Origin of the sequence: Ancylobacter defluvii (assembly GCF_018390605.1) — a bacterium.
In the GTDB taxonomy this organism is placed as follows: Bacteria; Pseudomonadota; Alphaproteobacteria; order Rhizobiales; family Xanthobacteraceae; genus Ancylobacter; species Ancylobacter defluvii.
The window spans coordinates 48,015-73,304 of record NZ_JAHBGD010000012.1; the positions used below are offsets into that span (position 1 = coordinate 48,015).

34 protein-coding genes are annotated in these 25,290 nt (G+C 67.1%); 8 read left to right on the forward strand and 26 right to left on the reverse strand.

What is annotated here, in order from left to right; all coding sequences use genetic code 11:
* Positions 1–3: 3 nt before the first annotated feature.
* Positions 4–618: a polyhydroxyalkanoate synthesis repressor PhaR gene (phaR, locus tag KHC24_RS08090; RefSeq protein ID WP_213362016.1), complete on the forward strand. Its 615-nt coding sequence runs from the start codon at positions 4–6 to the stop codon at positions 616–618.
* Between the two features lie 59 nt (positions 619–677).
* Here phaR and KHC24_RS08095 read toward each other — a convergent pair whose 3' ends face one another.
* The 3 genes from KHC24_RS08095 to mtgA all read right to left on the reverse strand — a co-directional run bounded on the left by KHC24_RS08095 (position 678) and on the right by mtgA (position 3,676).
* Positions 678–2,381, reverse strand: a complete 1,704-nt coding sequence (locus KHC24_RS08095) for a GGDEF and EAL domain-containing protein (protein ID WP_213362018.1) — start codon at positions 2,379–2,381, stop codon at positions 678–680.
* A gap of 270 nt (positions 2,382–2,651) precedes the next feature.
* Positions 2,652–2,837 (reverse strand): 50S ribosomal protein L32, encoded by a 186-nt coding sequence (gene rpmF, locus KHC24_RS08100; RefSeq protein ID WP_213355023.1) that lies wholly within the window; start codon positions 2,835–2,837, stop codon positions 2,652–2,654.
* 167 nt (positions 2,838–3,004) lie between these two features.
* Complete coding sequence (gene mtgA, locus KHC24_RS08105; protein WP_213362020.1) at positions 3,005–3,676, reverse strand: monofunctional biosynthetic peptidoglycan transglycosylase; 672 nt, start codon at positions 3,674–3,676, stop codon at positions 3,005–3,007.
* 138 nt (positions 3,677–3,814) lie between these two features.
* On the opposite strand from mtgA, the gene KHC24_RS08110 reads away from it, so the two are divergent.
* Positions 3,815–4,744 carry a polyprenyl synthetase family protein gene (locus KHC24_RS08110; RefSeq protein ID WP_213362022.1) on the forward strand — a complete coding sequence of 310 codons (930 nt, stop codon included), beginning with the start codon at positions 3,815–3,817 and terminating at the stop codon, positions 4,742–4,744.
* Positions 4,745–4,840: 96 nt separating this feature from the next.
* A complete protein-coding gene (locus KHC24_RS08115) occupies positions 4,841–5,110 on the forward strand; it encodes a hypothetical protein (RefSeq protein ID WP_213362030.1) in 270 nt (89 codons plus the stop codon).
* Between the two features lie 111 nt (positions 5,111–5,221).
* On the opposite strand, the gene leuB is transcribed toward KHC24_RS08115, so the two are convergent.
* The 4 genes from leuB to KHC24_RS08135 all read right to left on the reverse strand — a co-directional run bounded on the left by leuB (position 5,222) and on the right by KHC24_RS08135 (position 9,414).
* Positions 5,222–6,328: a 3-isopropylmalate dehydrogenase gene (leuB, locus tag KHC24_RS08120; protein WP_213362039.1), complete on the reverse strand. Its 1,107-nt coding sequence runs from the start codon at positions 6,326–6,328 to the stop codon at positions 5,222–5,224.
* Positions 6,329–6,748: 420 nt separating this feature from the next.
* Positions 6,749–8,320 carry a GMC family oxidoreductase gene (locus KHC24_RS08125; RefSeq protein ID WP_213362041.1) on the reverse strand — a complete coding sequence of 524 codons (1,572 nt, stop codon included), beginning with the start codon at positions 8,318–8,320 and terminating at the stop codon, positions 6,749–6,751.
* 15 nt (positions 8,321–8,335) lie between these two features.
* Complete coding sequence (locus KHC24_RS08130; protein ID WP_213362043.1) at positions 8,336–8,884, reverse strand: gluconate 2-dehydrogenase subunit 3 family protein; 549 nt, start codon at positions 8,882–8,884, stop codon at positions 8,336–8,338.
* Between the two features lie 134 nt (positions 8,885–9,018).
* A complete protein-coding gene (locus KHC24_RS08135) occupies positions 9,019–9,414 on the reverse strand; it encodes a VOC family protein (RefSeq protein ID WP_213362051.1) in 396 nt (131 codons plus the stop codon).
* A gap of 261 nt (positions 9,415–9,675) precedes the next feature.
* On the opposite strand from KHC24_RS08135, the gene KHC24_RS08140 reads away from it, so the two are divergent.
* Positions 9,676–10,395: a glycosyltransferase family protein gene (locus KHC24_RS08140; RefSeq protein ID WP_213362053.1), complete on the forward strand. Its 720-nt coding sequence runs from the start codon at positions 9,676–9,678 to the stop codon at positions 10,393–10,395.
* Positions 10,396–10,416: 21 nt separating this feature from the next.
* On the opposite strand, the gene KHC24_RS08145 is transcribed toward KHC24_RS08140, so the two are convergent.
* From KHC24_RS08145 to KHC24_RS08170, 7 genes are all read right to left on the reverse strand, one after another.
* The gene (locus tag KHC24_RS08145) at positions 10,417–10,746 is read right to left on the reverse strand and encodes a ribbon-helix-helix domain-containing protein (protein WP_213362061.1); all 330 of its coding nucleotides are present in this window, start codon (positions 10,744–10,746) and stop codon (positions 10,417–10,419) included.
* Between the two features lie 78 nt (positions 10,747–10,824).
* Positions 10,825–11,205 carry a RidA family protein gene (locus KHC24_RS08150; protein ID WP_213362063.1) on the reverse strand — a complete coding sequence of 127 codons (381 nt, stop codon included), beginning with the start codon at positions 11,203–11,205 and terminating at the stop codon, positions 10,825–10,827.
* Between the two features lie 176 nt (positions 11,206–11,381).
* Positions 11,382–11,987, reverse strand: a complete 606-nt coding sequence (leuD, locus tag KHC24_RS08155) for a 3-isopropylmalate dehydratase small subunit (protein WP_213362071.1) — start codon at positions 11,985–11,987, stop codon at positions 11,382–11,384.
* A gap of 58 nt (positions 11,988–12,045) precedes the next feature.
* Positions 12,046–12,447 (reverse strand): metallopeptidase family protein, encoded by a 402-nt coding sequence (locus tag KHC24_RS08160; RefSeq protein WP_213362073.1) that lies wholly within the window; start codon positions 12,445–12,447, stop codon positions 12,046–12,048.
* Positions 12,448–12,481: 34 nt separating this feature from the next.
* Positions 12,482–12,616: a hypothetical protein gene (locus tag KHC24_RS25405; protein ID WP_271180481.1), complete on the reverse strand. Its 135-nt coding sequence runs from the start codon at positions 12,614–12,616 to the stop codon at positions 12,482–12,484.
* 10 nt (positions 12,617–12,626) lie between these two features.
* On the reverse strand, positions 12,627–14,042 hold the full coding sequence (gene leuC / locus KHC24_RS08165) for a 3-isopropylmalate dehydratase large subunit (RefSeq protein ID WP_213362081.1): 1,416 nt from the start codon (positions 14,040–14,042) through the stop codon (positions 12,627–12,629).
* 115 nt (positions 14,043–14,157) lie between these two features.
* Complete coding sequence (locus tag KHC24_RS08170; protein ID WP_213363037.1) at positions 14,158–14,355, reverse strand: hypothetical protein; 198 nt, start codon at positions 14,353–14,355, stop codon at positions 14,158–14,160.
* A 216-nt stretch (positions 14,356–14,571) separates the two neighbouring features.
* On the opposite strand from KHC24_RS08170, the gene KHC24_RS08175 reads away from it, so the two are divergent.
* Positions 14,572–14,841 (forward strand): hypothetical protein, encoded by a 270-nt coding sequence (locus tag KHC24_RS08175; RefSeq protein ID WP_213362083.1) that lies wholly within the window; start codon positions 14,572–14,574, stop codon positions 14,839–14,841.
* Here the strand turns inward: KHC24_RS08175 and KHC24_RS08180 are convergent.
* The 7 genes from KHC24_RS08180 to KHC24_RS08210 form a co-directional block, all read right to left on the reverse strand.
* Complete coding sequence (locus KHC24_RS08180) at positions 14,828–14,968, reverse strand: hypothetical protein (protein WP_213362085.1); 141 nt, start codon at positions 14,966–14,968, stop codon at positions 14,828–14,830. The genes KHC24_RS08175 and KHC24_RS08180 overlap by 14 nt on opposite strands.
* A gap of 131 nt (positions 14,969–15,099) precedes the next feature.
* Positions 15,100–15,507: a 50S ribosomal protein L19 gene (rplS, locus tag KHC24_RS08185; protein ID WP_213362087.1), complete on the reverse strand. Its 408-nt coding sequence runs from the start codon at positions 15,505–15,507 to the stop codon at positions 15,100–15,102.
* A 109-nt stretch (positions 15,508–15,616) separates the two neighbouring features.
* A complete protein-coding gene (trmD, locus tag KHC24_RS08190; protein ID WP_213362096.1) occupies positions 15,617–16,345 on the reverse strand; it encodes a tRNA (guanosine(37)-N1)-methyltransferase TrmD in 729 nt (242 codons plus the stop codon).
* Positions 16,346–16,356: 11 nt separating this feature from the next.
* On the reverse strand, positions 16,357–16,899 hold the full coding sequence (gene rimM / locus KHC24_RS08195) for a ribosome maturation factor RimM (protein ID WP_213362098.1): 543 nt from the start codon (positions 16,897–16,899) through the stop codon (positions 16,357–16,359).
* Positions 16,900–17,169: 270 nt separating this feature from the next.
* Positions 17,170–17,541 carry a 30S ribosomal protein S16 gene (rpsP, locus tag KHC24_RS08200; RefSeq protein WP_213362099.1) on the reverse strand — a complete coding sequence of 124 codons (372 nt, stop codon included), beginning with the start codon at positions 17,539–17,541 and terminating at the stop codon, positions 17,170–17,172.
* 56 nt (positions 17,542–17,597) lie between these two features.
* Positions 17,598–19,139 (reverse strand): signal recognition particle protein, encoded by a 1,542-nt coding sequence (gene ffh / locus KHC24_RS08205; protein WP_213362108.1) that lies wholly within the window; start codon positions 19,137–19,139, stop codon positions 17,598–17,600.
* Positions 19,140–19,358: 219 nt separating this feature from the next.
* Complete coding sequence (locus KHC24_RS08210) at positions 19,359–19,763, reverse strand: DUF930 domain-containing protein (protein ID WP_246546400.1); 405 nt, start codon at positions 19,761–19,763, stop codon at positions 19,359–19,361.
* Between the two features lie 612 nt (positions 19,764–20,375).
* On the opposite strand from KHC24_RS08210, the gene KHC24_RS08215 reads away from it, so the two are divergent.
* From KHC24_RS08215 to KHC24_RS08225, 3 genes are read left to right on the forward strand one after another with little or no spacing between them, the layout of a single operon-like run.
* Positions 20,376–21,110, forward strand: coding sequence for a heme ABC transporter permease (locus KHC24_RS08215; RefSeq protein ID WP_213362110.1), 735 nt, complete (start codon positions 20,376–20,378; stop codon positions 21,108–21,110).
* Between the two features lie 11 nt (positions 21,111–21,121).
* On the forward strand, positions 21,122–21,298 hold the full coding sequence (gene ccmD, locus KHC24_RS08220; protein ID WP_213362134.1) for a heme exporter protein CcmD: 177 nt from the start codon (positions 21,122–21,124) through the stop codon (positions 21,296–21,298).
* The gene (locus KHC24_RS08225) at positions 21,288–21,920 is read left to right on the forward strand and encodes a DsbE family thiol:disulfide interchange protein (RefSeq protein WP_213362141.1); all 633 of its coding nucleotides are present in this window, start codon (positions 21,288–21,290) and stop codon (positions 21,918–21,920) included. Before ccmD ends, KHC24_RS08225 begins: the two co-directional genes overlap by 11 nt.
* A gap of 20 nt (positions 21,921–21,940) precedes the next feature.
* Here KHC24_RS08225 and KHC24_RS08230 read toward each other — a convergent pair whose 3' ends face one another.
* The 5 genes from KHC24_RS08230 to KHC24_RS08250 form a co-directional block, all read right to left on the reverse strand.
* The gene (locus KHC24_RS08230; protein WP_213362143.1) at positions 21,941–22,354 is read right to left on the reverse strand and encodes an Ivy family c-type lysozyme inhibitor; all 414 of its coding nucleotides are present in this window, start codon (positions 22,352–22,354) and stop codon (positions 21,941–21,943) included.
* A 29-nt stretch (positions 22,355–22,383) separates the two neighbouring features.
* Entirely contained in the window at positions 22,384–22,863 is a 480-nt protein-coding gene (locus KHC24_RS08235; protein WP_213362145.1) for a DUF1178 family protein, read from the reverse strand.
* Positions 22,860–23,792, reverse strand: a complete 933-nt coding sequence (locus KHC24_RS08240; protein ID WP_213362147.1) for a carbon-nitrogen hydrolase family protein — start codon at positions 23,790–23,792, stop codon at positions 22,860–22,862. The genes KHC24_RS08235 and KHC24_RS08240 overlap by 4 nt, the downstream gene beginning before the upstream one ends.
* Positions 23,793–23,818: 26 nt before the next feature.
* A complete protein-coding gene (gene grxC, locus KHC24_RS08245; protein WP_213362161.1) occupies positions 23,819–24,076 on the reverse strand; it encodes a glutaredoxin 3 in 258 nt (85 codons plus the stop codon).
* Positions 24,077–24,139: 63 nt separating this feature from the next.
* Entirely contained in the window at positions 24,140–24,961 is an 822-nt protein-coding gene (locus KHC24_RS08250; protein ID WP_213362163.1) for a ComF family protein, read from the reverse strand.
* Positions 24,962–25,290 lie beyond the last annotated feature (329 nt).

Below are 25,290 nucleotides of genomic sequence, written 5' to 3' on the forward strand. Positions count from 1 at the left end.
CCTATGGCGAAATCCAACGAACCCGTGACCATCAAGAAGTATGCAAACCGCCGGCTCTACAACACTGGCACGAGTACCTATGTCACGCTCGAGGATCTGGCTTTGATGGTGAAAAACGGCGAGGATTTCGTCGTTTACGATGCCAAGTCCGGCGACGACATCACCCATTCGGTGCTGACCCAGATCATCTTCGAACAGGAAGGCAAGGGCCAGAATCTGCTGCCCATCAACTTTCTGCGCCAGATCATCCGCTTCTACGGCGATAGCATGCAGATGCTGGTGCCGCGCTACCTTGACATGTCGATCGAGAATTTCACGCGCGACCAGGAAAAATTCCGCGAGCAGTTCGTCAAGACCTTCGGCGTCGGCGGTTTCCCCACGGGCGGATTCCCCACGGGTGGTTTCCCTGCCGGAGGCTTCAGCGCGATGGAAGAGCAGGTGCGGCGCAACATCGACATCTTCGACCGCACCTTCAAGATGTTCCTGCCCAACGCCCGCGAGGAGGCCACCCCCGCGGCCCCGGCGGTGAAGGCCGACGATCTCGACGAGTTGAAGCGGCAAGTCGCCGAGATGCAGAAGCGCCTCGACAAGATCGGCGACGCCGACACCAAGAAATAACCGCGAGAATCAACCGCGAGAGCAACGCTCCCAGAGCAGCCCCGGCGGGAAGGACGCTTTCAGCCCCGCAGCGGCTGCGGGGCGGCAAGGCCGATCAGTTCACCTTGCAGATAGGTGCAGCCCCATTCGACGAGCCGGCTCGCGGTCGGCTCGTCAAGCACCCACTCCGCTACCGTGCTGACGCCAAGATGGGCGGCAAGCTCGATCAGCGCCCGCACGAAATGGCTGTCGGGCTCCGACCGCATCAGCCCGCTGACGAAGCTGCCGTCGATCTTCAATATATCGACGCGGAGCTCGCGCAGACTGCGGAACGACGTGTAACCGACGCCGAAATCGTCGATCGCCACCCGGCAGCCGAGCTCGTGCAGCCGGTCGATGCGCCGCCGGACATGGCCGATATCGACGAGGCGGGCACTTTCGGTGATCTCGACGATCAACCGTCGGCACAGCCCGTCACCGGCATGGCTCTCCATCAACGTCAGCCAATTGCTGTCGTCGAGATTTGTCGGCGACACGTTCACCGACAGCGTCAACTGCGGATCGGCAGCGAGCGTGGCGAAGGCCAGTTGCAGCGTGCGCCGGTCGATCAGCCCGGTGAGGCCGAAGCGCTCGGCGGTGGGAATCACCGCCGCACCGTCCAGCACATAACCGTCGCGGCCCTGCACCCGAACCAGTGCCTCGTGAAAGGCGATGGTGCGCGTCTCGGCCGTCGCCACCGGCTGATAGGCGAGACCGACCCGCTCCTCGTCCAGGGCGCGGACGATATTGTCGGCGAATTGGAGATTGGCACGGTGCTCGGCGGCGCGGTCGAGGGTCGAATCGAAGATAGCGAAGCTGCCGCGGCTGCGATGGCGCGCGTGATACAGCGCGTCCTGGACGCGGCGGAAGACATCGGCCGGCGTCCCGGCCTGATGCGGCGCCGTGAGCGCCCCGGCAGTGACGCCGGCCGCCACCACACCGCGCTCGGTGCTTGGCGGCCTCGCATTGACCGCATCCACGATGGCATGGACACGAGCGGCGAAATCCTCGCCCGGGCGCAGCCGCAGCAGCAGGCCGAAGCTGCCGACCGAACAGCGCCCCATGGCCTCGCCCTCACCCAGCTCGGCCCGCAGCCGGCGGCGGAAGATTTCGATCACCTCGTCGACGGCGCCAAATCCATAGGTGTCGTTCAGCCGCGCCAGGTCGTCGATGTCGATGAGCGCGACGCCGAACGGCTCGCCTGTCCGCCCCGCGCGGTCGAGCCAGTCCTTCAGCAGCATGGCAAACGGCCTGCGGCCGGAACCGGCATTGGGTAGAACCTGCACGGCGGCCGACAGCGGCCGCCGCCCCTCGTCGCCGGACGCATCGGCCTTGATAAGGCCGAGCACCCGCTCCACCCGGCCACCGGCATCGAAATGGCAGACGCCGCGATCGATGAGATGCAGTTCGCGCGCACCGTCACGGCCGGGCAGCCGGATGCTGTAGCGAATGTCGAATTGCTGGGATTCGCCGGCAAGTCCGGCGGAAAGGCACGCCTCGACCGCCTCGGCGCGTCCGCCCCCGCTGCCCGGCGTGACGATCGCGGCATAGCCGCGGCCGCTGGCGAGTTCGCGATCGACATCGGGGCCGAGAAAGGCCGCAGCGGAAGCGCTCCATTGCAGGCGGTCATCCGCGAGACGCCATTCATAGGCGGCGCTGTCGGCGGTCTCATGGGCGCGCACGATGTCGTTCAGCGTGGCCATGCCGCCGAGATCCGGCACTGCTGAGCCCGTCGCGTCAGACATCAACACCCGTCGCTCCCGTGCCCTGCCAATCCCATGATGCGTCGCCCACTCCCCTCGCATTCGGCCTTCGCGCGGACATGCCCGCACCCCGCCCCCACCGAGTCGGTGGAACGGCGACTGGCTCTTGAAGAGTTGAACGATGCGCCAGCCACCGGAACGGTGCAAGCCGAGACAGTGGGCACACGACAAAAAGCGCGGCCGATGGCGGCCGCGCTTCGTTCATTGTCGCGAGAGGGTGACCGGAAGGGCGAGCGTCGCCCGCCCCGGGGCTCAGGCCTCAGCCTTGACCTTCAGCACCTGCCGGCCCTTGTACATGCCGGTCTTGAGGTCGAGGTGATGCGGACGGCGCAGCTCGCCCGAATCCTTGTCCTCGATATAGGTGGGCTGCTTCAGCGCATCGGCCGAGCGGCGCATGCCGCGACGCGACGGGCTGGTTTTCTTCTTCGGAACGGCCATTGTCTCAACTCCTGTGCCGGCGGTCCTGTCTTGGCTTGCCTCGGATGTCGAGGGGGCCGGCGCCGGGTAGCTCGTATTTCGAGTGGCGGCTTATACAGACTCATGCGTGCGAGTGAAAGGGGGGGCGCATTGAAACTGCACTCTTGCCGACGGCTTTCGATCCGTTCCTACAAACCGAGGCACGCGGTGAGTTCCGCCCCCTCGCGTGGCAGCCGCGCCTGCAGCCGGGCGGCGAGGCGCGACAGGCCCGGACCCGGCTTGGCGGCGTCGCGCCGATGCGGGTTCGGCAGCATCACCGCGAGCAGCGCCGCCTGGCGCGCGCCCAGCCGCAGCGCCGGAACGCCGAAAGCCCGCTGCGCCGCCGCCTCGGCGCCGAACTCGCCGTTCGGGCCCCATTCGGCGATGTTGAGATAGATCTCGATCTGCCGCCGCTTGCTCAAGACGACGTTGAGATAGAGTGCCAGCGGCATTTCCAGCCCCTTGCGGATGAAGCTGCGCCCGTTCCACAGGAACAGGTTCTTGGCCAGTTGCATGGTGATCGTCGAGGCGCCCCGCGCGGGCTCGCCGTCCTCGGCGGTGTCCATGACATTCTGCAGCTCGACAAGGTCGATGCCGTTGTGCTGGCAGAAGCGGGCATCCTCGGAGGCCAGCACGCTGCGGACCAGCGCCGGCGCAATCGCCTCCAGCGGCACCCAGCTCTGCTCGACACGCTGGCCGGTCGCCCAGCGGGCCAGCATCAGGGTGGAGGCCGGATTCACCGCACTGTAGAGAAGGCCCAGCACCAGCGGCGCCAGCACGATGACGAACGCCGCCCTCCAGATCCATACCAGCCCGCGCATTCCAACTCCCCTAGCCGATGACGGAAAACCTAGACGGTCCCATCGGTTCCACCAAGCCGCGCGCGCCCGTCGCAGCCGGAACGCTTGACCGCGGCGGCCGGCTCGGGCACGCAGCCATGGATCCGACGGATAGGCATCATGACCGACACCGCTCCCCCTGCCGAAACGCTAGCCGGCGCGCTCATCCGCTGCGCCGATGCCGTCGCCGCCGAACTCGACCGGGTGATCGCCCGGGCGCAACCGGTCAGCGACCGGCTGACGCGCGCCATGCGCCATGCGGCGCTGGCCGGCGGCAAGCGGCTGCGGCCGTTCCTGGTGATCGAAAGCGCGGCGCTGTTCGGCGTGCCGATGTCGCGCGCGCTGCCGGCGGCCACCGCGCTCGAATGCGTGCATTGCTACTCGCTGGCGCATGACGATCTGCCGGCCATGGACGATGACGACCTGCGCCGCGGCCAGCCGACCGTGCATCGCGCCTATGACGAGGCAACCGCCATTCTCGCCGGTGATGCCCTGCTCACCCTCGCCTTCGAACTTCTCGCCGAGCCGGCGGCCGATCCCGATCCGGCGGTGCGAATCGCCCTGGTGGCGGCGCTCGCCCGCGCCGCCGGCGGCGAAGGCATGGTCGGCGGGCAGATGCTCGACCTCGCCGCCGAGGGGCGGTTCGCCGATGCCGGCCGCCCGGCCCCGGACCTTTCCGGCGTCGCCCGGCTGCAGGAGCTGAAGACCGGCGCGCTGCTGCGCCATGCCTGCGCGACCGGCGCGCTGCTGGGCCGCGCCTCGCCGGCCGAAGCGGCACATCTGCACACCTATTCGCACGCCGTCGGGCGCGCCTTCCAGATCGCCGACGACCTGCTTGACGTCGAGGGCGATGCCGCCACCGTCGGCAAGGCGGTCGGCAAGGACAGCGCCGCCGGCAAGGCGACCTTCGTCGAGCTGCTGGGCGTCGAAGGCGCGCGGATCGAGCTCGAAAGGCTGGTCGAGCAGGCCCATGCGGCGCTCGCCGGCTTCGGCACGCGGGCCACACTTCTCCAGGAAGCGGCACGTTTCATCGCCGAAAGGCGGAATTAATCCTTCCCCCATCTCGACGTGCGCCCGGCTTGTCTCCATCTTGAGGGTGACGTAAGCGTCGTTGAGCGATGCTGGATGCGTCGCCCGGAGGTTCACATGCGTTTCATCCCGCTCGCTCTTGCCCTTGCCGTAGCCGGCTCCGCTTTTGCGGTACTGCCCGCCGCCGCGCAGGATTCGACCCGCCTCACCATCCGCAAGCTGCCGGAGCGCTCCTATCTCGATCCCGGCCCGAATGTGCGTCCCGGCACCAGCCGCGACCTCAACTATGTCGGGCTGAACAATTTCCGCTTCCCCAGCTACGGCACCGACAGCACCATCACCGGCACCCGCTGGCCGCTGCCCGGCCCCTACGAACTGCCGCGCTGAGCCGAGCCGCCGCGCGGAGCGACCGCCGCTCCCGACACTCCGGGTCGAAACATAAAAGCCCGGCCGTCAGGCATGACGGCCGGGCTTTCGTATCTTTATGCGACGATTCGCTCAGCCCGCGGCCAACTCGGCGAGGAGCGCGTCGCCCATGCCATCGGTGCCGACCACGGTGGTGCCTTCCGACTTGATGTCGTTGGTGCGATAGCCCTTGGCCAGCACGCCGGCAATCGCCTTCTCGATGCGGTCGGCGACATCGCCCTGGCCGAAGGAATAGCGCAGCGCCATGGCCAGCGAACCAATCATGGCGATCGGGTTGGCGAGCCCTTTGCCGGCGATGTCGGGGGCGGCGCCATGCACCGGCTCATACAGCGCGCGACGCTTGCCGGTGAGTTCCTCCACCGCACCGAGCGAGGCCGAGGGCAGCATGCCGAGCGAGCCGGTGAGCATCGCCGCCACGTCGGAGAGGATGTCGCCGAACAGGTTGTCGGTCACCAGCACGTCGAACTGCTTGGGCGCGCGCACCAGTTGCATGGCGCAGCTATCCGCAAGCTGATGCTCCAGCGAGACGTCGGTGTAGTCGGCGCCGTGCACCTCGCTCACCACCTGCTTCCACAACACGCCGGACTTCATCACATTGTGCTTCTCGGCCGACACCACCTTGTTGCGGCGGGTGCGGGCGAGCTCGAAGGCGACGCGGGCGATGCGCTCGATCTCGTAGGATTCGTAGACCTGGGTGTCGATGGCGCGCTTCTGGCCATCGGCGAGGTCGGTGATGGTCTTCGGCTCCCCGAAATACACCCCGCCGGTCAGCTCGCGCACGATGAGGATGTCGAGCCCTTCGACGAGTTCGCGCTTCAGGCTGGAGGCGTCGGCCAGCGCAGGATAGCACAGCGCCGGACGCAGATTGGCGAACAGCTGAAGATCCTTGCGCAGGCGCAGCAGGCCGGCCTCCGGGCGCGCCTCATAGGGCACATTGGCCCATTTGGGACCGCCGACCGCGCCGAGCAGGATGGCGTCGGCGGCGAAGGCGCGCTTCATCGCCTCCTCGGAAATCGGCAGGCCGCACTGGTCGTAGGCGGCACCGCCGACGAGGTCCTCCTCGACGGCGAAGGAGGCGAGACCGGTCTCCTCGAGCCAGGCCAGCACCCGCTTCACCTGCGCCATCACTTCGGTGCCGATGCCGTCGCCGGGAAGGAGGAGGAGCTTGTGGGTAGCCATGGGGATCTCTCGCCTATGCTGGGCTGAATTATTGGGCGAGCGAGTGCTAATGGCTGGCGCTGCGGCTGGCAAGCGCGACAGGCACCGGGAGGCCACCGAGTGCGCCGGGATGGCTGTCCTCGTCGCTCGCGCGAGGCATGCTCTCATCCCGAGGTGCAGCGAAGTGACCTCGAAGGATAGTGGGTCGGGTGCGCCCGCACGAGCATCCCTCGAAGCCCGGCTACGCCGGGCGCCTGACGAATGAGGGGGTGAGGGGATCGAAGTCTTCAAGGTGCCAACTCCCTCTCCCCGTCGGGGAGAGGGTTGGGGTGAGGGGTCTTCGGACGCTTCCCCATCGCGTCTCCCCTCACCGACCCGTTGCGCGGGCCACCTCTCCCCAATGGGGAGAGGAAAGGAAGGCCGGCAACTTTTGCCGTTCCCTCAGAACGCGTTCTTCGACATCTCGCCGGCGATAAAATCCGCCTGCCGGATCGCCAGTGCCACAATGGTCAGCGTCGGATTCTCCGCGCCGCCGGTGGTGAACTGGCTGCCATCCGACACGAACAGGTTCGGGATGTCATGGGTCTGGCCGTGCTTGTTGACGACGCCGTCGCGCGGCTTCTCGCTCATCCGGTTGGTGCCGAGATTATGCGTCGAGGGATAGGGCGGCGTCGGCAAGGTGCGCACCGCGCCGACCGAGTCGTACATGGCGGCCCCCTGCTTGTAGGCGTGGGTGCGCATGGCGATGTCGTTGGGGTGGTCGTCGAAATGCACGTTCGCCACCGGCATGCCGTTCTTGTCCTTCACCTCGGTGTTCAGCGTGACGCGGTTGGTCTCCTGCGGCATGTCCTCGCCGACGATCCACAGCCCGGCCGTGTTCACATAGCCGTCCATGGCGGAGGTGAAGGAGCGGCCCCAGCCGCCGGGATCGAGGAAGGCAGCCATGAACGGCACGCCGAGCGACAGCGTCTCCATCTCGTAGCCGCCGACGAAGCCGCGCTTGTCGTTGAAGCCCGCCTCATCGCGCACGATGCCGGCCATGGTGGTGCCGCGATACATGTGCACCGGCTTCTCGAAGATGCCGTACACCGAGCCGGTCATGTGCCGCATGTAGTTGCGCCCCACCTGGCCGGAGGAGTTGGCGAGCCCGTCCGGGAACATGCTGCTGGCCGAGTTGAGCAGCAGGCGCGGGCTCTCGATCGAGTTGCCGGCCACCGCGACGATGCGGGCCTTCTGGCGCTGGGTCTTGCCGTCCTTGTCGACATAGACGACGCCGGTGGCCTTGCCGGAATTATCGTGCTCGATCTTGAGCACCATGGATTCCGGGCGCACCTCGAGATTGCCGGTTTCCTCGCCGCGCGGGATCTCGGCGATCAGCGTCGACCATTTAGCTCCCGACTTGCAGCCCTGGAAACAGAAGCCGATCTGCTGGCAGGAGCCACGGTCATGACGCGGCTGGCTGTTGATCGCCATCCGCCCGGTCGAGACCTCGGTGTAGCCGATCTTCTTGGCGCCGGCCTCGAACACCTTGAAATTGTTGTTGCCGGGCAGGCCGGGAATGCCGTTGGTGCGCGTCACCCCCATCCGGTCCTCGGCCTTGGCATAATAGGGCTCGAGCTCGGCGAGGGTGATCGGCCAGTCGAGCAGGTTCGCCCCGTCGAGGTCGCCATAAGTGGTGCGGGTCTTGAACTCGTGCTCCTGGAAGCGCAGCGAGGCGCCGGCCCAGTGCACCGTCGAGCCGCCGACCGACTTGACGATCCAGGCCGGCAAATTGGGGAAGTTCTTGTGCACCCGCCATGAGCCGGAGGTGGTGCGCATGTCGGTCCACGCCAGCTGGGCGAAGCTCTCCCACTCGTTGTTGACGAAATCCTCCATATTGTGCCGCTTGCCGGCCTCGAGGATCACCACCTTGACGCCCTTGAGCGCCAGCTCGGTGCCGAGTGTGCCGCCGCCGGCGCCGGAGCCGACGATGACGACCACCGAATCATCGTTGAGATCGAAAGGTGCAGCCATGTTCGTGCCCTCCCCTCACAGCCAGCTGATGTCGCTGAAGCCGCGGTCGATGTAACCGCCCTTCTCGGCCGAGGCGCCCTCATAGCCGAAGATCGGCCACACCTCTTCCTGGTTGTAGAGGCCGACCACCAGGCCGCCCCTCACCTTCTGGAAGAAGGCGCTGTCCTCGATCTCGCGCAATATGGCGACGCGCTGGTCCTCCCAGCCGAGATCGGCGTAGGCCACCCCATGCCGCGCCTTGGCGAGGGTGTCGAGGGTGATCACTCCCTCCTCCACCAGTGCCTTCAGCGCCGGGTCCTTGGCGGCATCGGTCTCGTAAGGCTTCATCGCCACGGCATAGAAGCGGTCGGCAATGCGGTCGTGCGGATAGACGTCGCGCGCCATCACGATCAGCGTGCGCATGGTCTCCGGCTTCAGAGCGACGACTTCGAGGCCCCAGGCCTCCCGCGGGTTGATCACCGCCAGACCGGAGATCATCAGCGCGCCGGTGGCGCCGATCATCCCCAGAATGTTCCGGCGCGAGGGACCGCGCGAAGGGCTGCGCCTATCGATCAATGTCGTCATGGCTTCCTCCTGGTTGTTGCTGTTCTTGTTTCGGCAAGTTGTCCCGAAGCTGCTGAAGACGTTGGCGCGTCTTTCCGGGTTCGGTTTCGAGAATTTACCGTCCACCGGAACGGAATCTCCGATGGACGGAGGCTTTAGCGGTAGCGACCGTGCTTCTGGAGCATCTCAATCTTGTAGCCGTCGGGGTCGGTGACGAAGAAGAACTTCGCCAGAAGCGCGCCCTCGCGGAAGAACTCCTTCACCGGATTGGGATTGAGGCCGAGGCTCTCGAACCGCGCATGCTCGGCGTCGAGATCATCAACCACGAAGGCGATATGGCCGTAGCCGTCGCCCAGCGCATAAGGCGCGGTGCGGTCGTGATTGATGGTGAGCTCGACCTCGAAATCGGCGTCGGCATTGCGCAGATAGACGAGGGTGAAGCCGTCGAAGCCGAAGCGGTCGGCAATGCCGAGCCCGAAGGCCTTGGCGTAGAAATCGACGGAGCGCGCCTCGTCGAGCACGCGAATCATGGAATGAATGGCCTTGGCCACCTGGAACACCTCCGGCGGGCGACGATCGCCCGGATGTCAGGATGCTAGGCCTCGGCCGCAAGCGATGGTGGTAGACGGCTAACACATCGCAACGATGTGCTTTGGCGAGGGCAACTTCCGGTCTTGCGACGCAGCACGGCGATGGAGGCGGCGAGGTGCGGGAGCATGGCCGTCCGCCGACGGCCAGCGGCGGCGGGCGGCAGGGGATCTCGACGTCGCCCAGCAGCCATGTCACCTTGGGCGCGGCGGGAGGCATGCAGAATGAGGCTTGGACTGGTATCCGGCGCCTATCCGCCGAAGCTGCGGTCTCATATCAACCACCGCCTCTACGCTCAGCTGCACGGCCTAGACTATAAATACGACACGCAGCGCTACGAAAACCTGCAAACGCCGCATTTTCACAAGTTGATGGCGGTTCTCGGGATCATCGAATCCTATGATTGGGTCATGTGGCTCGACGAGGACGCGTTCTTCACCGACTTCTCATTCGATGTGACGGAATTGGTAAGGTCGGAGCCGGTTGAGGTCTTCTTCGTGGCCTGCAAATCCCCGATCAGCCCGCAGGGAGGCTGGACCTTCCTCAATTCCGGAGTCTTCTTCGTTCGGAACAGCTCGTCCGGCAGGAAGCTGCTCGCCGACGCGCTCTCGGTTCCGAAATCGGACGTCAAAGCAGCATGGAAACCGGAAATCTACGGCTTTCTCACCAGAGGTGAGCAGGCACACGTCATCCATGTGCTGCACAAGAACGGTTTACTCGACCACATAAGGCTGCACGACTTCCGAGCCTTCAACGCCCGCCCGTATCACTGGCCGGACGGATCGGAATGCGAGCTCTACCCCGTCGTTCATTTCCCCGGCTCGAAGAACAAGCTGACCGATATTGATCGCTTTTCGTCCCGGTTCGGCCGCGACAGCACGATGATTCCGCCGGACCTGCTCGCAAGGCTCGGCCGCCCGCTCGACATCGAACCCGACAGCTAGATCGGCGATCAGCGGTGACGGCTATTCGGCGGCTTCGAGATGCAGCGCGCTCGGGCAGGCATAGCGCGGGCGCGCGGGCTTCGGCGCGCTGCGCACCTCGTCGAGATAGATCAGGCAGGAGCAGCGCAGCAGCGAGGCGAAGTTCCGCACCTCGCCATGCAGTTCCAGCACCTCGTCATGCAGCTTGGTGACGAATTTGCCGAGGCTCATGCCCTGATGGGCGGCCACCTGTTCGAGAATCGCCCAGAATGCCGCCTCGAGGCGAATCGAGGTGGAATGGCCGCCGATCCGCACCGAGCGGGTCTGAAACGCATAGGTCTCGGGGTCTTGGCCGGCGAAGATCTGGCACATGGAGCGTCTCCCGGAACACATTCTGATTTTGAACGATTCCACTCCGGGAGCGCCCGGCTGTAAAGACGAAAATGCGCGTCAGGCGGATCGGCGCGCCGTCACCTCGATCTCGATCTTCATCTCCGGCCGCAGGAGCCCGGCGACGATGAGCGTCGCCGCCGGCCGCACCGTGCCGAAATACTGGCCGAAGATCGGGAAGACGATGTCGGCATATTCCGGGCGCGTGATGATGTAGCGCACCCGCACCACGTCGGCGAGCGCGGCACCCGCCTCCTCCAACGTCGCGGCGATGTTGCGGAAACAGCCATGCGCCTGCTCTCCCACGCTCTCCGGCAGCGTCATGGTGGGGTAGTCGTAGCCGGTGGTGCCGGAGACGAAGATGTCGTCGCCGTCGACCACCGCCCGCGAATAACCGGCCTCGGTCTCGAAGGGAGAGCCAGTGGAGATAAGACGGCGCATGACGAAGCTCCAGAGAGGGCCACGGCCGGACCGGCCGCACCTTCCTTCTTATCGCTCGCGCCGCGCAAGCTGAACCGCCCGGCCGGCAAAAACACGTGGACGCCCGGCGCAAGGCCGTGCGTTACCGGCATCGGGGAAATCGACGCCATCGCTCTCGGGCGGCGCCGATACCGGCCTCACGCCCAGGGACGGTCGGCGGCGAGCTGCGCCTCGTAGTCGTGGATCTTCTCGGCTTTCACCTGGGTCAGGCCGATATCGTCGAGGCCGTTCAGCAGGCAGTGCTTGCGGAACGGGTCGACCTCGAAGGAGATGCTGCCGCCGTCGGGCCCGGTGACGGTCTGGCTTTCCAGGTCTACCGTCACCACGGCGTTGGCGCCGCGCGAGGCGTCGTCGAACAGCGCTTCCAGCTGCTCGGGGGTCACCTTGATCGGCAGGATGCCGTTCTTGAAGCAGTTATTGTAGAAGATGTCGGCGAAGCTGGTGGAGATCACGCAGCGTATGCCGTGGTCGAGCAGCGCCCACGGCGCGTGCTCGCGCGAGGAGCCGCAGCCGAAATTGTCGCCGGCGACGATGATGCTGGCATTCCGGTAGGCTGGCTTGTTGAGCACGAAGTCCGGATTGTCCGACCCGTCCTCGAGATAGCGCAGCTCCGAGAACAGGCCCTTGCCGAGCCCGGTGCGCTTGATCGTCTTCAGATACTGCTTCGGGATGATCATGTCGGTGTCGACATTGACCAGCGGCAGCGGCGCCGCGACCCCGGTCAGGGTGGTGAACTTGTCCATCCTCGTCTCCTGCACGCCTCTCAGGCGGCGCCGTGATTGTCCGTGAGGGCGGCCGCCCTCATCCTGCCTCGTCCTCAAGCCGCTCCATGTCGTCGTCGGAGAGGCCGAAATGGTGGCCGATCTCGTGGATCAGCACATGCGTCACGATCTTGCCCAGCGTCTCGTCGTGCTCGGCCCAGTAGTCGAGAATGGGCCGGCGGTAGAGCCAGATCATGTTGGGCATGGCGAAGGGCGCGCTCTCATAGCCCTGCGCGAGCCCCACGCCCTGGAACAGCCCGAGCAGATCGAAAGGCGTCTCCGCCTCCATCTCCTCCAGCACCTCGTCGGTGGGGAAATCCGTGACCTGCACGACGAGATTGCCGCACAGATCGCGAAAACGCTTCGGCAGCCGGGCATAGGCCGCCTCCGCCATCACCTCCAGCATGGCGAGCGTCGGCGCCTTGACCGGTCGCCACGCCATGGGATCGTCCGCCAGCGCGTTCACGGGTTCGACCTCACCGCAGATAGGTCACGATGAGATACACGCCGAAGCCGAGCCCGCAGACGACGGCAAGGCCCCGCCCGATGCGCCGCCCCCAGATTTCGACGGCGTCGTCCTCCGGCGGATCGGCATAGGGATGCGGGGCCACGGCGGCGGCCTCAGACCGGGCCGCGCCACTGGCGGATATCGACGAAGCGGCCGGCGATCGCCGCCGCCGCCGCCATTGCCGGCGAGACCAGATGGGTGCGGCCCTTGAAGCCCTGCCGGCCCTCGAAATTGCGGTTCGAGGTGGAGGCGCAACGCTCCTCCGGGCCGAGTTTGTCGGCGTTCATGGCGAGACACATCGAACAGCCCGGCTCGCGCCAGTCGAAGCCGGCGGCCTTGAAGATCGCGTCCAGCCCCTCCGCCTCGGCCTGCAGCTTAACGAGGCCCGAGCCCGGCACGATCATGCCCGACACACCCTCGCGCACCGTGTGGCCGGCAACGATCTGCGCCGCGGCGCGCAGATCCTCGATGCGGGCATTGGTGCAGGAGCCGATGAACACCTTGTCGATGGCGATGTCGGTGATCCGGGTGCCGGCGGTGAGCCCCATATAGGCGAGCGCGCGCTTCTTGGCCTCGCGCTTGCCCTCGTCCGTGATCAGGTCGGGATCGGGCACCAGGCCTTCCACCGAAATCACGTCCTCCGGGCTGGTGCCCCAGGAGACGATCGGCGGCAGCGAGGCGCCATCGAGCCGCACTTCTTTATCGAAGAATGCCCCATCGTCTGTATGAAGCGTGTCCCAATAGCGCAGGGCCGCATCCCAGGCGGCACCCTTCGGCGCGCGGGGGCGGTCCTTCACATAGGCGAAGGTGGTCTCGTCGGGCGCCACCATGCCGGCGCGGGCGCCGCCCTCGATCGACATGTTGCAGACCGTCATCCGGCCTTCCATGGAGAGGTTGCGGAACACCTCGCCGGCATATTCGATGACGAAGCCGGTGCCGCCGGCGGTGCCGGTGGTGCCGATGATGGCCAGCGTCACGTCCTTCGCCGTCACGCCGTCGGGCAGCTTGCCATCGACGGTGACGCGCATGTTCTTGCTCTTCTTCTGGATCAGCGTCTGGGTGGCGAGCACATGCTCCACCTCCGAGGTGCCGATGCCATGAGCGAGCGCGCCGAAAGCGCCATGCGTCGAGGTGTGGCTGTCGCCGCACACGATGGTGGTGCCCGGCAGGGTGAAGCCCTGCTCCGGCCCGATCACGTGGACGATGCCCTGGCGCTTGTCGAGCTCGTTGAAATATTCGATGCCGAAGTCGCGGGCGTTCTCCGCCAGCGTCTCGACCTGCATCCGGCTCTCGGGATCCTCGATGCCGAAGCGCCGGTCGGTGGTCTGCACATTGTGGTCGACCACGGCGAGCGTCTTGGTCGGCGCATGCACCCGGCGGCCGGCGACGCGCAGGCCCTCGAAGGCCTGCGGTGAGGTCACCTCATGCACCAGATGGCGGTCGATATAGAGGAGGCAGGTGCCATCCTCCTGGCGGTCGACGATGTGGTCGTCAAAGATCTTGTCGTACAGGGTGCGGGGAGCGGACATGCTCATCCTCGGCTGCTGAATGCAATTGTAACGGGAAGGGTCGGATATCGGCCCATGTCGGACCAGCGCACAGCCGGGAAGGCGAGACGCCGAATGGCGCGCTTCCGGGCGGCGCTCAGCTAAGGCCCGCGACCGCGCAAGCGGTGAAACGGCCGAAGAATCGCGCCGGCAGCCGGACATGATCCGGCACCGCGGCGAAGCCGATGGTGGTCGGCAGGCGACGGCGCGCTTCCGGGCGCGCGACATCGCAGACATCCGCGACGGCCTGCGCCATCCGACGTGCGACAATTCCGCTCGTGCCCGACTTCATCATGGAAACGTTCTAGCAACTTTCCGCCGACTGAACAATGCACCTGCAAGGGTTGCCGTCGCGCCGACGTCGGCACCCATATCATTAGTATACAGTATTACAGCAAGTACCCGAATGAAACCGATTGAAATAACCTAGCGTCATATCATTATGATTGGCGAACGACGTCGCGCGATACGCAACGCACTCGCAGAGCAACGTCTCGAAGAGGTAAACGCCATGCTTCTCGCTAGTTTACGCCCGAGCGATCTGGTGCTGGTCATTGCCTTCGGCGTCATGGCGATAGCGTTGGAGAGCCGTACCCGCGTCGATCTCGGCGTCATCCGGGTAGCCGAAAGAACGGTGGAGAAGACGGAAGCGGGGCTGATCACCTGCCCGTTGCGCAAGCCGGACTTCGCCACCGTGATGCAGGCCGCGGTGCTCGGCGACGGCGCGCTGATCGTTGAGCAGCAGACCCGCACCAAGGTGCGCCACATCAAGGACTGCTGACCGGCGCATCGATTTCCGGAATTCGCCCGCCGGCCACCGGAATGCGCGCTTCGCCGAGCATGCGCGACATCCGTCCCGAAAGAATAAGCCCCTTCTCCCGGGCAAACGGCGGGAGGCTGTAAGCCATGCACAGCGCCCGGCATCCGATGTATCCGAGCCGAACATCCCGAGAGTCGGCGATCGCTCATCGCCCGGCCAACAAAAAAGCCGGGGCGAGCCCCGGCCTTTCGGTCTGTTCCATTTATCAAAGGCAGCGGGTCACTCGGCGGCGACCGGCGCGCCCTTCTTGCCCTTGCCGGCGTTCTTGTCCTGGCGCTCGGCGATACGGGCCGACTTGCCGCGACGATCGCGCAGGTAATAGAGCTTCGCGCGACGCACCTTGCCGCGACGGACAACCTTCAGGCTGTCGATGTTCGGCGAGAAGATCGGGAACACGCGCTCCACGCCCTCGCCGTAGGAAATCTTGCGGACGGTGAAGTTCTCGTTGATGCCGCCGCCGGAGCGGGCGATCACCACGCCTTCATAGGCCTGAACGCGGGTGCGCTCGCCTTCCTTCACCTTCACATTGACGATGACGGTGTCGCCGGGCTGGAAGTCCGGGATCGTCTTGACGGCGGAGAGCTTCTCGATCTGCTCGGCGTCGAGCTGTCCGATAATGTCGACCATGATATCACCTCTTGCGGACAGGGCCGGCCACCGGCCGTCCGCTTCTTGCTGTTTTCAGTTGGAACAGTGATGGCGCGCCTATACGCCATGTCGGCGCATTTGTCATGCCCTATTCGCGGGCCTTGGTCTTATTCGTCACCGGCTTGTCACGCCGCGCGGCGTGGACGGCCCACAGGTCCGGCCGACGCTCGCGCGTAGCCGCCTCCGCCTGCTCGTGCCTCCAGCGCGCCACCTTGGCATGGTCGCCGCTCGACAGGATGGCGGGAATCTCCTGCCCCTCGAAGCTCTGCGGACGGGTATATTGCGGGTATTCCAGCAGCCCGGCGGAAAAGCTCTCTTCGGTGCCGGATTCGGGATGCCCCATCACGCCGGGCAACAGCCGCACGCAGGCGTCCAGCAGCACCAGCGCGCCGATCTCGCCGCCCGACAGCACCACGTCGCCGACGCTGACCTCCTCCAGCCCGCGCGCGGCGACCAGCCGGTCGTCCACCCCTTCGAAGCGGCCGCAGACGATGACCACCCCGTCGCCCGCCGCCAGTTCGCGCACCCGCGCCTGCGTCAGCGGCTTGCCGCGCGGGGTCATCAGCAAGCGTGGCCGTGTGTCGCCCTCGGGTGCGGCGACGTCCACCGCCCGCGCCAGCACGTCGACACGCATCACCATGCCCGGACCGCCCCCGGCCGGGGTGTCGTCCACCGAGCGATGGCGATCCGTCGCCTGGTCGCGCGGATCGACGGTCTCCAGCGCCCAGCCCTGCCCGAGCGCGCGCCCGGCCAGCGACAGGCCGAGCGGACCGGGAAACATGTCGGGGAAGATGGTGACGAGGGAGGCGCGCCACATGTGCCGCACCCCTAATTCTTGTCCGCCTCGGGAGGCGGGGTCTCGTCTTTCGCCCATTCGCCGGGATCGACCACGACGCGGCCGCCCTTGATATCGACGCTCGGCACCACCGCCTTGGTGAAGGGCAGCATCAGCGTCTTGCCACCACCTTCCGGGGCGATCTCGAGGATGTCGCCGGCGCCGAAATCATGCACCGCCAACACCTTGCCGAAGGCGTCGCCTTCAAGGGTAACGGCGGCAAGGCCGATCAGGTCGGCATGGTAGAAGTCGTCCTCGTCGTCAGGCGGCGGCAGCAGAGCGCGCTCGACATGGAGGCCGACATTTGTCAGCGCCTCGGCCGCCTCGCGGGTGTCGACGCCTTTCAGCCGGGCGACGAAATGCTCCTTCGCCGGCCGCAATGCCGTGATCTCGAAGCGGCGCTTGCCGGCCTCGTCGGTCAGCGGACCATAGTCGAACAGCGAGTCGGCATCCTGCGCGAAGATGAACAGGCGCACCTCGCCGCGCACGCCATGCGGCGCGCCGATACGGGCGAGAAGAACGCGGTCATTCGGCATGGCGCACTCGCGGTCCGTGAGTGTGTCCCCGTTTTCGATCGCACGGAAAACGATGCCTGCGAAAGCGATCGGCCTGCCGCTCGAACGAAAAGAAGCACTCCTCGACGCAGAGGATGTGAGCAGACCACCCATAACGGCCTGCTCCCAGGTTCAAGCCCAACCTATCGCTCCAACGAAAGAGCGCTCCCTCGGTAAGGGGGAGGTCAGGAGTTCAACACGATCCGACGTCTGGAACACGCATCGCATTCCAGACGTCCAACCGTGGTCCGATCACTCGGTCGGGGCAGCGGCTGCGGCGGCCGCGGCTTCAGCGGCCTTGGCGGCAGCGGCGGAACGCTCCTGCGCCTTCTTGCCGGGGACAGCCTTCTCCGGGTTGTTGCGCTTCTCGCGCTTCACCAGCTCAAGCGAATCGAGGAAGCGGGCGACGCGGTCGGTCGGCTGGGCGCCCTTGGCGAGCCAGGACTTGGCCTTCTCGACGTCGAGGGTGAAGCGGTCGGCGGCGTCCTTGGGCTTCAGCGGATCGAAGGTGCCGATCTTCTCGATGAAGCGGCCATCGCGCGGGGAGCGCGAATCGGCAACGACGATGCGGTAATAGGGACGCTTCTTGGCGCCACCACGGGCGAGACGGATCTTCAGGGACATATTGTCTTTTCCTTTCAGTCTTCAATAGGCGAACCGGCACAGGGCCGGCGTCGATTTCACTTCTTCTTCGGCGGGAAGCCCGGAAGGCCCGGAAGCCCGCCCGGCTTGTTGCCGAGGCCCGGAAAACCGCCCGGAAGTCCGGAAAGGTTGCCGGGGAATTTCGCGGGGAGCCCGCCGCCGCCCATGCCGCCGGGCATCTTCTCGGCGAGCTTGGCGAGGTCCTCGGGCTTGGGCATACCGCCACCCAGTCCGAACATGTTGGCGAGACCGGCCATCGGGCCACCGCGCTTGCCGCCGGCCGAGGCACCCATCGCCTTCATCATGTCCGCCATCTGGCGGTGCATCTTCATCAGCTTGTTGACGTCCTCGACCTTGGTGCCGGAACCAGCGGCGATGCGCTTCCTGCGCGAGGCGTCCAGCAACTTCGGGTTGCGCCGCTCTTTCTTGGTCATCGAATCGATGACCGCTTTCTGGCGACGGATCACCTTGTCGTCGAGATTGGCATTGGCCATCTGGTTCTTCAGCTTGCCGATGCCGGGCAGCATGCCCATCAGCCCGCCGAGACCACCGAGCTTCTCCATCTGGTCGAGCTGCATGCGCAGGTCGTCGAGATCGAAATTGCCCTTGCGCATCCGCTCGGCGGCGGCCATCGCCTTTTCGGCGTCGATGTTCTCGACCGCCTTCTCGACCAGCGACACCACGTCGCCCATGCCGAGGATGCGGCCGGCGACGCGGCGGGGATCGAAATCCTCCAGCGCGTCCATCTTCTCGCCGGTGCCGATCAGCTTGATCGGCTTGCCGGTCACCGCGCGCATGGAAAGAGCCGCACCGCCGCGCCCGTCGCCATCGGCGCGGGTCAGCACGATGCCGGTCAGCCCGACGCGCTCGTCGAATGCCTTGGCTGTGTTCACCGCGTCCTGGCCGGTGAGGCTGTCGGCGACCAGCAGCACCTCGTGCGGGCCGGTAGCGGCCTTCACCTCGGCCACTTCCGCCATCAGCGCCTCGTCGAGGGTGACGCGGCCGGCAGTGTCGAGCATGACGACGTCGAAGCCGCCGAGCCGGGCGGCTTCCATCGCACGCCGTGCGATCTGCACCGCCGACTGGCCGGCGACGATCGGCAGCGTCTCGACGCCGACCTGCTTGCCGAGCGTGGCAAGCTGCTCCATCGCCGCCGGGCGGCGGGTGTCGAGCGAGGCCATCAGCACCTTGCGGCCGACCCGGTCCTTCAGGCGCTTGGCGATCTTGGCGGTGGAGGTTGTCTTGCCCGAACCCTGCAGGCCGACCATGAGCACCGGCACCGGCGGGGCGGCCTCGAGGTCGATCGGCTTGGCGTCGGAGCCGAGCATGGCGATGAGCTCGTCATGGACGATCTTCACCACCATCTGGCCGGGGGTGACCGATTTCACCACCTCGGCGCCGACCGCGCGGGTGCGCACCTTGTCGGTGAACGAACGCACCACATCGAGCGCCACGTCGGCCTCGATCAGCGCCCGGCGCACCTCGCGCATGGCCTCGCCGACGTCGGCCTCGGAGAGGGCGCCGCGCTTCTTCAGCCGGTCGAGTATGCCGCCAAGGCGGTCGCTCAGTGAATCGAACATGCGTTCGGGCTCCATTTTCACGCCGGAGACCACGCAATGCCGAACGCGCCCGAGGGCGCATCGCGCTGTCGGGCGGGAACCTCCGGCCTCAAGGGCCGGGCGGTGGGACGGCTCGCGGATCGTGCGAGAATGGCGGGGGTCTACAAGCCAAGTGTGACGAAGTCAAGGAAACCCGCGGCAAAGCCATGGAAAGCGCCGAATTGCGGTGCCCGGCACCGGTCATGGCGCCACCAGATAATGCGCCTCCCATTCGGAGCGGGGGATCGCCTCGCCGAGCTGATAGGAGAAGGACTTGATGTCCATCCCGTCATGGGCGGTCTCGCAGCTGTAGGACATGTGGTACCAGGTGCTGCCGCTGCGCACCGCCGCGCCGCTGGCCACCAGATGCTGCTTGTTCAGCTTGGTGTTGGCATAGGCATAGGCCACCAGTTCGTCGGGATGCAGGCTTTTATGCTCGCGTTCGATCTCGCCCATGCCGCGCGAATTGCAGCGCTGCTCCACCCGCGCGGCGGGATCCAGCATCAGCATCTGCTCGGCGGTGGTTTTGGCCTGGCCCCCCGCCGCCGGCAGGGTGGCGAAGACGGCGAGCGCAAGCGGAATGAGGGCGGCGCGTTTCACGGGCATCGAATCTCCAGCCTCGAATCGAAGCGTCGTTCAAACGGGCGGATGTGGCCCGGACATGGCGGAGGCCGCGCTTCACGGCGTCGTGACGCCGCCGGATTGGCGGTCCGGCAATGTCTGGTGGCATTCCCGGGCAAGAAGTTCAAGCCATGGACGCCTTCGGCGACTCCCCTGCCGCCGCTGCCGCACGGCTCGAAGACATTCGCTAGCCGCGTCATGACGTTACGCAATATCCGGCACCCTTCGCCAGACGGCTGCACATGTGCGCCTGAAGGACATCCCGGCAAGGAGATCGCCCGCCTGCCCACATTGCGGGCGGCTTGGATGGCCGCTCGCTCCCTTGTCGACGGGCAGCACCAGCGGAACCCTAGTCCCCTTTGCCACCGGCCTTTGCCGGCGGGTTCCGGCCCCCTGCCCTGCCGCCTCATGCGGGCGCTGCACGGACGCCGGACCGAAGGCGCCGCTGGCGGCGCGACGACGAAGCACAACGTCGGTCCAACCCGCCACGCATGGCCGGCTGCACGCCGACCCCTGGCCCTTGCGCAGCATCACATACGCGTTCCGCCGCACCCCCGCCATGTTGCCGGCCCGCCCGGCGCGGATTAGAACCGCGCTATGGCGCTGATGGACCTTGCGAACCCCACCCGTTTCCTCGCCCTCTCCGGGCGGGTGCTGCCGTGGCTCGCCGCCGCCACCGCCGTCACCCTGGCTATCGGCTTCCTGCTCGCCTTCCGCGCGCCCGCCGATTACCAGCAGGGCGAGACGGTGCGCATCATGTACATTCATGTGCCCTTCGCCTGGCTCGCCATGCTCGGCTATTCGCTGCTCGCCCTCTCCTCGCTCGGCATATTGGTCTGGCGCCATCCGCTGGCCGATGTCGCCCACAAGGCGCTCGCTCCCATCGGCGCGCTGTTCGCCTTTCTGTGCCTCGTCACCGGCTCGCTGTGGGGCCGGCCGATGTGGGGCACCTATTGGGTGTGGGACGCGCGCCTCACCTCCATGCTGGTGTTGCTGCTGCTTTATCTCGGCCTGCTGGCGCTGCGCTCGGCGATCGACGACCCCAACCAGGCCGGCCGCGCCGCCGCGGTGCTGACGCTGGTCGGCTTCATCAATGTGCCGATCGTCAAATTCTCCGTCGATTGGTGGAACACGCTGCACCAGCCGGCCTCGGTGTTCCGCATGGGCGGGCCGAGCATTCATTCGAGCCTGCTGTGGCCGCTATTCGCCACCGCGCTCGGCTTCACCCTGCTGATGCTGACGCTGCACCTCGCCGCCATGCGCACCGAGATCCTGCGCCGGCGGCTCCGCGTGCTGGAAGCGCGCACCGCCGCCGAAGCCGTGCACGCATAGGGCGCTTTCAAATGGCCGACACCCACGCCTTCTTCATCGCCGCCGCCTATGGCGCCAGCGCCCTGGCGATCGCCGCCCTCGCGCTGTGGATCGCGCTCGATGGCCGCGCCGTACGTCGCCGGCTGGCGGCGATGGAAGCCCGCGGCATCCGCCGCCGCTCCAGCACGGGTGCCGGCAATGGCCGGTAACCCGCCTGCGGAAGCCCGCTCGCCGCTGCGCCGCCGCCTGCTGCTCCTGCTGCCGCTGGCGCTGTTCCTGGCATTGGTGGTGCTGTTCTACGGCCGGCTGTTCTCCGGCGATCCCTCCCGCCTGCCTTCGGTGCTGATCGGCCGTCCGGCCCCGGCGCTCGACCTGCCGCCGCTGGAAGGGCTGGCCCGCGACGGCGTGCCGGTGCCGGGCCTGCCCGCCGGCGCCATCGGCATGGGCGAGGTGACGGTGCTCAACGTCTTCGCCTCCTGGTGCGTGCCCTGCCGCGACGAGCATCCCTTCCTGGTGCAGCTGTCGCAAATGCCGGGCTTCCGTCTGGTCGGCCTCAACTACAAGGATGAGGCCGGCAATGCCCGCCGCTTCCTCGGCACCTTCGGCAATCCCTATGCCGCGGTCGGCGTGGACCCCAATGGCCGGGCCGCCATCGAATGGGGCGTCTATGGCGTGCCGGAGACGTTCGTCATCGGCCGCGACGGGCGCATCGCCTACAAATATATCGGCCCCATCGACGCCGAGGGCCTGCGCAGCCGGCTTCTGCCCGAGATCCTGAAGGCAAGCGCGGCACCGCCCGGCCCGCCGGCACCCGCGCCCGCGGGCGGCTGAAGCCCTCGGGCCAATTCCAGCTAGTGCAGCGCCGCCAGCAGCGCCTTGTGCTCGGCGAGCGGGGGAGAGCCGAGGATCTGCGTGCCGGTGGCATTGCGGAAGGCGCCATAGGCCCGGTGCCCGTCGGCTGCGAAAATGGCGCTGATCTTGCCGTAAACGCAGCCGGTCGGCTTGCAGAGCACGTAGATGTTGACGCGCACGCCGTTCAGCGCGACCGGCTGCAGCGGCACCCACACTCCCCGCGCGCCCTTGAGCCAGCGGTCGTTCTTCAGCACCGGGGCGATCAGCCGGTTCCAGGTCGAACGATAGGGTTCCCGGCTGATGAGTTCGTAGAGATGCGGCCGGGCCGGCATCGTGCCCTGCGCCTGCGTCGGGCTGGCGTGCAGCGTTCCCCCCACAGCCAGAACCAGGGCCAGTCGAGCCGCCGCCTGCATGGACATTCCCATAAGCGGCGCCGTCGGCCTCAGTTGCGCTCGTCCGGCAGGCTCGGCAGCGGCATCACCTCGATCTCGTCCTCGATCAGCGCGCGCACCTCCTCGGAACTGGCCTCGCCATAGATCGAGCGCTGCTCCACCTCGCCCTCATGCATCTGCCGGGCGAGCGTCGCGAACTCCTCGCCGACATAGTCGGAATTCCTGACCACCTGCTCGCGCACCGCGCGGAGCATCGCCCGCAGCGCCTGTTCCTTCTCGGAGAGAATGGCGAGCTTTTCCGGCACGCCCCGCTCGACCACGGCCGGTTCCGATGCCGGCGCCGGCTCCACCTCGCGCTTGCGCGCGCCGGCACCGAGCGCCGGGGCCATCAGCCTCTTTTCCACCTGCGTGGAACCGCAGACCGGACAAGCCACCAGCCCGCGCGCCTTCTGCTGGTCATAAGCGGCGGAATCGCGGAACCAGCTGTCGAAGGCGTGCTCCTTTTCGCAGCAGAGCGAATAGAGGATCATGCCGCGTCTCCCGCCGGCGCCGGGCCGGATGCCGCCAGATGCAGCCGTCCCGCACCCGGCTCGGGCAGAAGCTCGAAGCGCCGCCCGTTCTCCAGCGAGGGAATGCGCCGGCGCACCGCCGCCACCTCGGCCGGGTCGATCACCGCCGAGATGAAGCCCGGCTCGGTGCCGGCCTCGGCGAGGATGCGCCCCCACGGATCGATGATCAGCGAATGGCCGAAGGTCTCGCGCCCGTTCTCATGGGTGCCGCCTTGCGCGGCGGCAAGCACGAAGGAGCCGGTCTCGATGGCGCGGGCGCGCAACAGCACATGCCAGTGCGCCTCGCCGGTGGTCTTGGTGAAGGCGGCCGGCACGGCGAGCATCCCCGCCCCCGCCTCGGCCAGCGCCCGGAACAGCGCCGGGAAGCGCAGGTCGTAGCAGATGGTCAGGCCGATGCGGATCTCCGGCAGATCGGCATGCACGGCGATCTCGCCGGGGCGATAGGCCTCGGATTCGCGATAGACGTCGCCATTGGGCAGGTCGACGTCGAACATGTGGATCTTGTCGTAGCGGGCGAGGATCGCGCCGGCCGGCCCGATCAGGAAGGAGCGGTTGGCCGCCCGGTGCGAGCCCGCCTTGATCGCCAGCGAGCCGATATGCAGATGGATGCCGAGCTCCTTGGCCAGCGCGCGAAAGGCGGCGAGCGCCGGGTCGGTCTCCTCCTCCTGCAGCACCGCGAACAGCGCCTGCCGGTTTTCCTCCATGGTGCCGGTCATTTCCGGCGTCTGCACATAAGTCGCCCCCTCGGCCGCTGCCGCCCGGATCAGCCCGGAGGCCGCCTCGACATTGGCCGCGACGCTCTTGGCGGTGCGCATCTGCACCAGCGCCGCCTTGAAGGGCGCGCCGAGATGCAGCGGTCGGGAAGCGGCGTCGGAAACGGAAGCGGTCATGGCCTGAACTCGGTTGGGCGGAGGGGTCAGCGGGCGAGCAGCGGGTCCAGCTGGCCAGCCTCGTCGAGCGCATAAAGATCGTCGCAGCCGCCGACATGCTGCCCGTCGATGAAGATCTGCGGCACGCTGGTGCGGCCATTGGCGCGGCCGGACATGGTGGAGCGCATCACCGGGTCGCCGGCGACGTTGATCTCGGAGAAGGTGGCGCGCTTGCGCTTCAGGAGATCCTTGGCGGCATGGCAATAGGGACAGGTGTAGGTCGTGTAGATCTCGATCTGCGCCATGGCATTCCTCCCGCGCCATTCCTGCCCGCCCCGCCGTGTCGCCGCGGGCGCGAAGCCGTCGTTCTATGATATGGGCGTCGTCACTGCGTCAACAACCCGCGCGAACACCAGCACATCCACCCGCTTCGCCCCGGCGCGCATCAGCGCCTTGGCGCAGGCGTCGATGGTCGCCCCGGTGGTCAGCACGTCATCGACCAGCACGATGCACCGCCCCGCCACCTCGGCGCGCGCGGCCTCCGGCACCGCGAAGGCGCCGGCGACATTGCCGGCCCGCGCCGCCCGGTCGAGGCCGACCTGGGGCGTCGTCGCCCGCGTGCGCGCCAGCCAGCCGGCACGCATCGGCACCCCGCTGCGCCGCTCGATCCCCAGCGCCAGCAGCGCCGATTGGTTGAAGCGGCGCCGGAACAGCCGGCGCGGATGCAGCGGCACCGGCACCAGCGCCTCGGCATCGTGGAGAAGTTCCGCTCCCGCCCGCGCCATCAGTCCGGCGAGCGGATCGGCGAGATCGGTGCGGTCGGCATATTTGAGACCGTGCACCAGATCGCGCGCCACTTCGCCGAAGCTGGCGGCCGCCCGCGCCCGGCCATAGGCCGGCGGATGTTCCAGCGCCGCCGGCGACAGCCGGCTCTCGCCTTCATGCAGGGGGATGCCGAGCCGGTGGCAAAGCGGCTCGGTGATGAAGTCCAGCCGCCCCCAGCAGGAGGCGCACAGCCCGCCCGGTTCGCTCACGGCGCGCGTGCAGGCCATGCAGGTCGGCGGCAGTGCATAGTCGAGCCCGGCCTGGCCGAAGGACGTGAGCGCGCGCAACGTTCCCCGCCCCATCCGCGTGAAGGCGGCGGCGAGCGCATCGGCAAGGCGGCCAGGATCGGGCGCGGCATCGTCCATGCCGCCATACTAGAGCATGTTCGGCGAAAGCTGAACGTCCATAGAAAGGAGGATCCACTCCAACTCATTGGACGCAGAGAACTTTCTTATCGATCTGGAGAGCGGGGCGATCGCCGGGACAGCAAAGGCGCCGCCGCGAGCCCGACGCCCTGCCTCCCCGCTCGACGAGGCAGCGCCAAGCATGGCCGCCATGAAGCGCTACCGGGCTGAGCGGGCCGATCCGCCCGGCGCCCCTTCACCCGGCGGGCAGGACCGCCTTCCCCGCCGAATCTCCTGAGTGGGTGCTTTGACCCGACGCCCGCATCGGCCTATGGCAGGGGCAAGGAGCG

Bases quoted from the DNA above. Each gene is read 5' to 3' on its own strand.
- phaR (WP_213362016.1), top strand. From the start codon at position 4: ATGGCGAAATCCAACGAACCCGTGACCATCAAGAAGTATGCAAACCGC.
- KHC24_RS08095 (WP_213362018.1), bottom strand. From the start codon at position 2,381: ATGTCTGACGCGACGGGCTCAGCAGTGCCGGATCTCGGCGGCATGGCC.
- rpmF (WP_213355023.1), bottom strand. From the start codon at position 2,837: ATGGCCGTTCCGAAGAAGAAAACCAGCCCGTCGCGTCGCGGCATGCGC.
- mtgA (WP_213362020.1), bottom strand. From the start codon at position 3,676: ATGCGCGGGCTGGTATGGATCTGGAGGGCGGCGTTCGTCATCGTGCTG.
- KHC24_RS08110 (WP_213362022.1), top strand. From the start codon at position 3,815: ATGACCGACACCGCTCCCCCTGCCGAAACGCTAGCCGGCGCGCTCATC.
- KHC24_RS08115 (WP_213362030.1), top strand. From the start codon at position 4,841: ATGCGTTTCATCCCGCTCGCTCTTGCCCTTGCCGTAGCCGGCTCCGCT.
- leuB (WP_213362039.1), bottom strand. From the start codon at position 6,328: ATGGCTACCCACAAGCTCCTCCTCCTTCCCGGCGACGGCATCGGCACC.
- KHC24_RS08125 (WP_213362041.1), bottom strand. From the start codon at position 8,320: ATGGCTGCACCTTTCGATCTCAACGATGATTCGGTGGTCGTCATCGTC.
- KHC24_RS08130 (WP_213362043.1), bottom strand. From the start codon at position 8,884: ATGACGACATTGATCGATAGGCGCAGCCCTTCGCGCGGTCCCTCGCGC.
- KHC24_RS08140 (WP_213362053.1), top strand. From the start codon at position 9,676: ATGAGGCTTGGACTGGTATCCGGCGCCTATCCGCCGAAGCTGCGGTCT.
- KHC24_RS08145 (WP_213362061.1), bottom strand. From the start codon at position 10,746: ATGTGCCAGATCTTCGCCGGCCAAGACCCCGAGACCTATGCGTTTCAG.
- KHC24_RS08150 (WP_213362063.1), bottom strand. From the start codon at position 11,205: ATGCGCCGTCTTATCTCCACTGGCTCTCCCTTCGAGACCGAGGCCGGT.
- leuD (WP_213362071.1), bottom strand. From the start codon at position 11,987: ATGGACAAGTTCACCACCCTGACCGGGGTCGCGGCGCCGCTGCCGCTG.
- KHC24_RS08160 (WP_213362073.1), bottom strand. From the start codon at position 12,447: ATGGCGTGGCGACCGGTCAAGGCGCCGACGCTCGCCATGCTGGAGGTG.
- leuC (WP_213362081.1), bottom strand. From the start codon at position 14,042: ATGTCCGCTCCCCGCACCCTGTACGACAAGATCTTTGACGACCACATC.
- KHC24_RS08170 (WP_213363037.1), bottom strand. From the start codon at position 14,355: ATGATGAAGTCGGGCACGAGCGGAATTGTCGCACGTCGGATGGCGCAG.
- KHC24_RS08175 (WP_213362083.1), top strand. From the start codon at position 14,572: ATGCTTCTCGCTAGTTTACGCCCGAGCGATCTGGTGCTGGTCATTGCC.
- KHC24_RS08180 (WP_213362085.1), bottom strand. From the start codon at position 14,968: ATGGCTTACAGCCTCCCGCCGTTTGCCCGGGAGAAGGGGCTTATTCTT.
- rplS (WP_213362087.1), bottom strand. From the start codon at position 15,507: ATGGTCGACATTATCGGACAGCTCGACGCCGAGCAGATCGAGAAGCTC.
- trmD (WP_213362096.1), bottom strand. From the start codon at position 16,345: ATGTGGCGCGCCTCCCTCGTCACCATCTTCCCCGACATGTTTCCCGGT.
- rimM (WP_213362098.1), bottom strand. From the start codon at position 16,899: ATGCCGAATGACCGCGTTCTTCTCGCCCGTATCGGCGCGCCGCATGGC.
- rpsP (WP_213362099.1), bottom strand. From the start codon at position 17,541: ATGTCCCTGAAGATCCGTCTCGCCCGTGGTGGCGCCAAGAAGCGTCCC.
- ffh (WP_213362108.1), bottom strand. From the start codon at position 19,139: ATGTTCGATTCACTGAGCGACCGCCTTGGCGGCATACTCGACCGGCTG.
- KHC24_RS08210 (WP_246546400.1), bottom strand. From the start codon at position 19,763: ATGCCCGTGAAACGCGCCGCCCTCATTCCGCTTGCGCTCGCCGTCTTC.
- KHC24_RS08215 (WP_213362110.1), top strand. From the start codon at position 20,376: ATGGCGCTGATGGACCTTGCGAACCCCACCCGTTTCCTCGCCCTCTCC.
- ccmD (WP_213362134.1), top strand. From the start codon at position 21,122: ATGGCCGACACCCACGCCTTCTTCATCGCCGCCGCCTATGGCGCCAGC.
- KHC24_RS08225 (WP_213362141.1), top strand. From the start codon at position 21,288: ATGGCCGGTAACCCGCCTGCGGAAGCCCGCTCGCCGCTGCGCCGCCGC.
- KHC24_RS08230 (WP_213362143.1), bottom strand. From the start codon at position 22,354: ATGCAGGCGGCGGCTCGACTGGCCCTGGTTCTGGCTGTGGGGGGAACG.
- KHC24_RS08235 (WP_213362145.1), bottom strand. From the start codon at position 22,863: ATGATCCTCTATTCGCTCTGCTGCGAAAAGGAGCACGCCTTCGACAGC.
- KHC24_RS08240 (WP_213362147.1), bottom strand. From the start codon at position 23,792: ATGACCGCTTCCGTTTCCGACGCCGCTTCCCGACCGCTGCATCTCGGC.
- grxC (WP_213362161.1), bottom strand. From the start codon at position 24,076: ATGGCGCAGATCGAGATCTACACGACCTACACCTGTCCCTATTGCCAT.
- KHC24_RS08250 (WP_213362163.1), bottom strand. From the start codon at position 24,961: ATGGACGATGCCGCGCCCGATCCTGGCCGCCTTGCCGATGCGCTCGCC.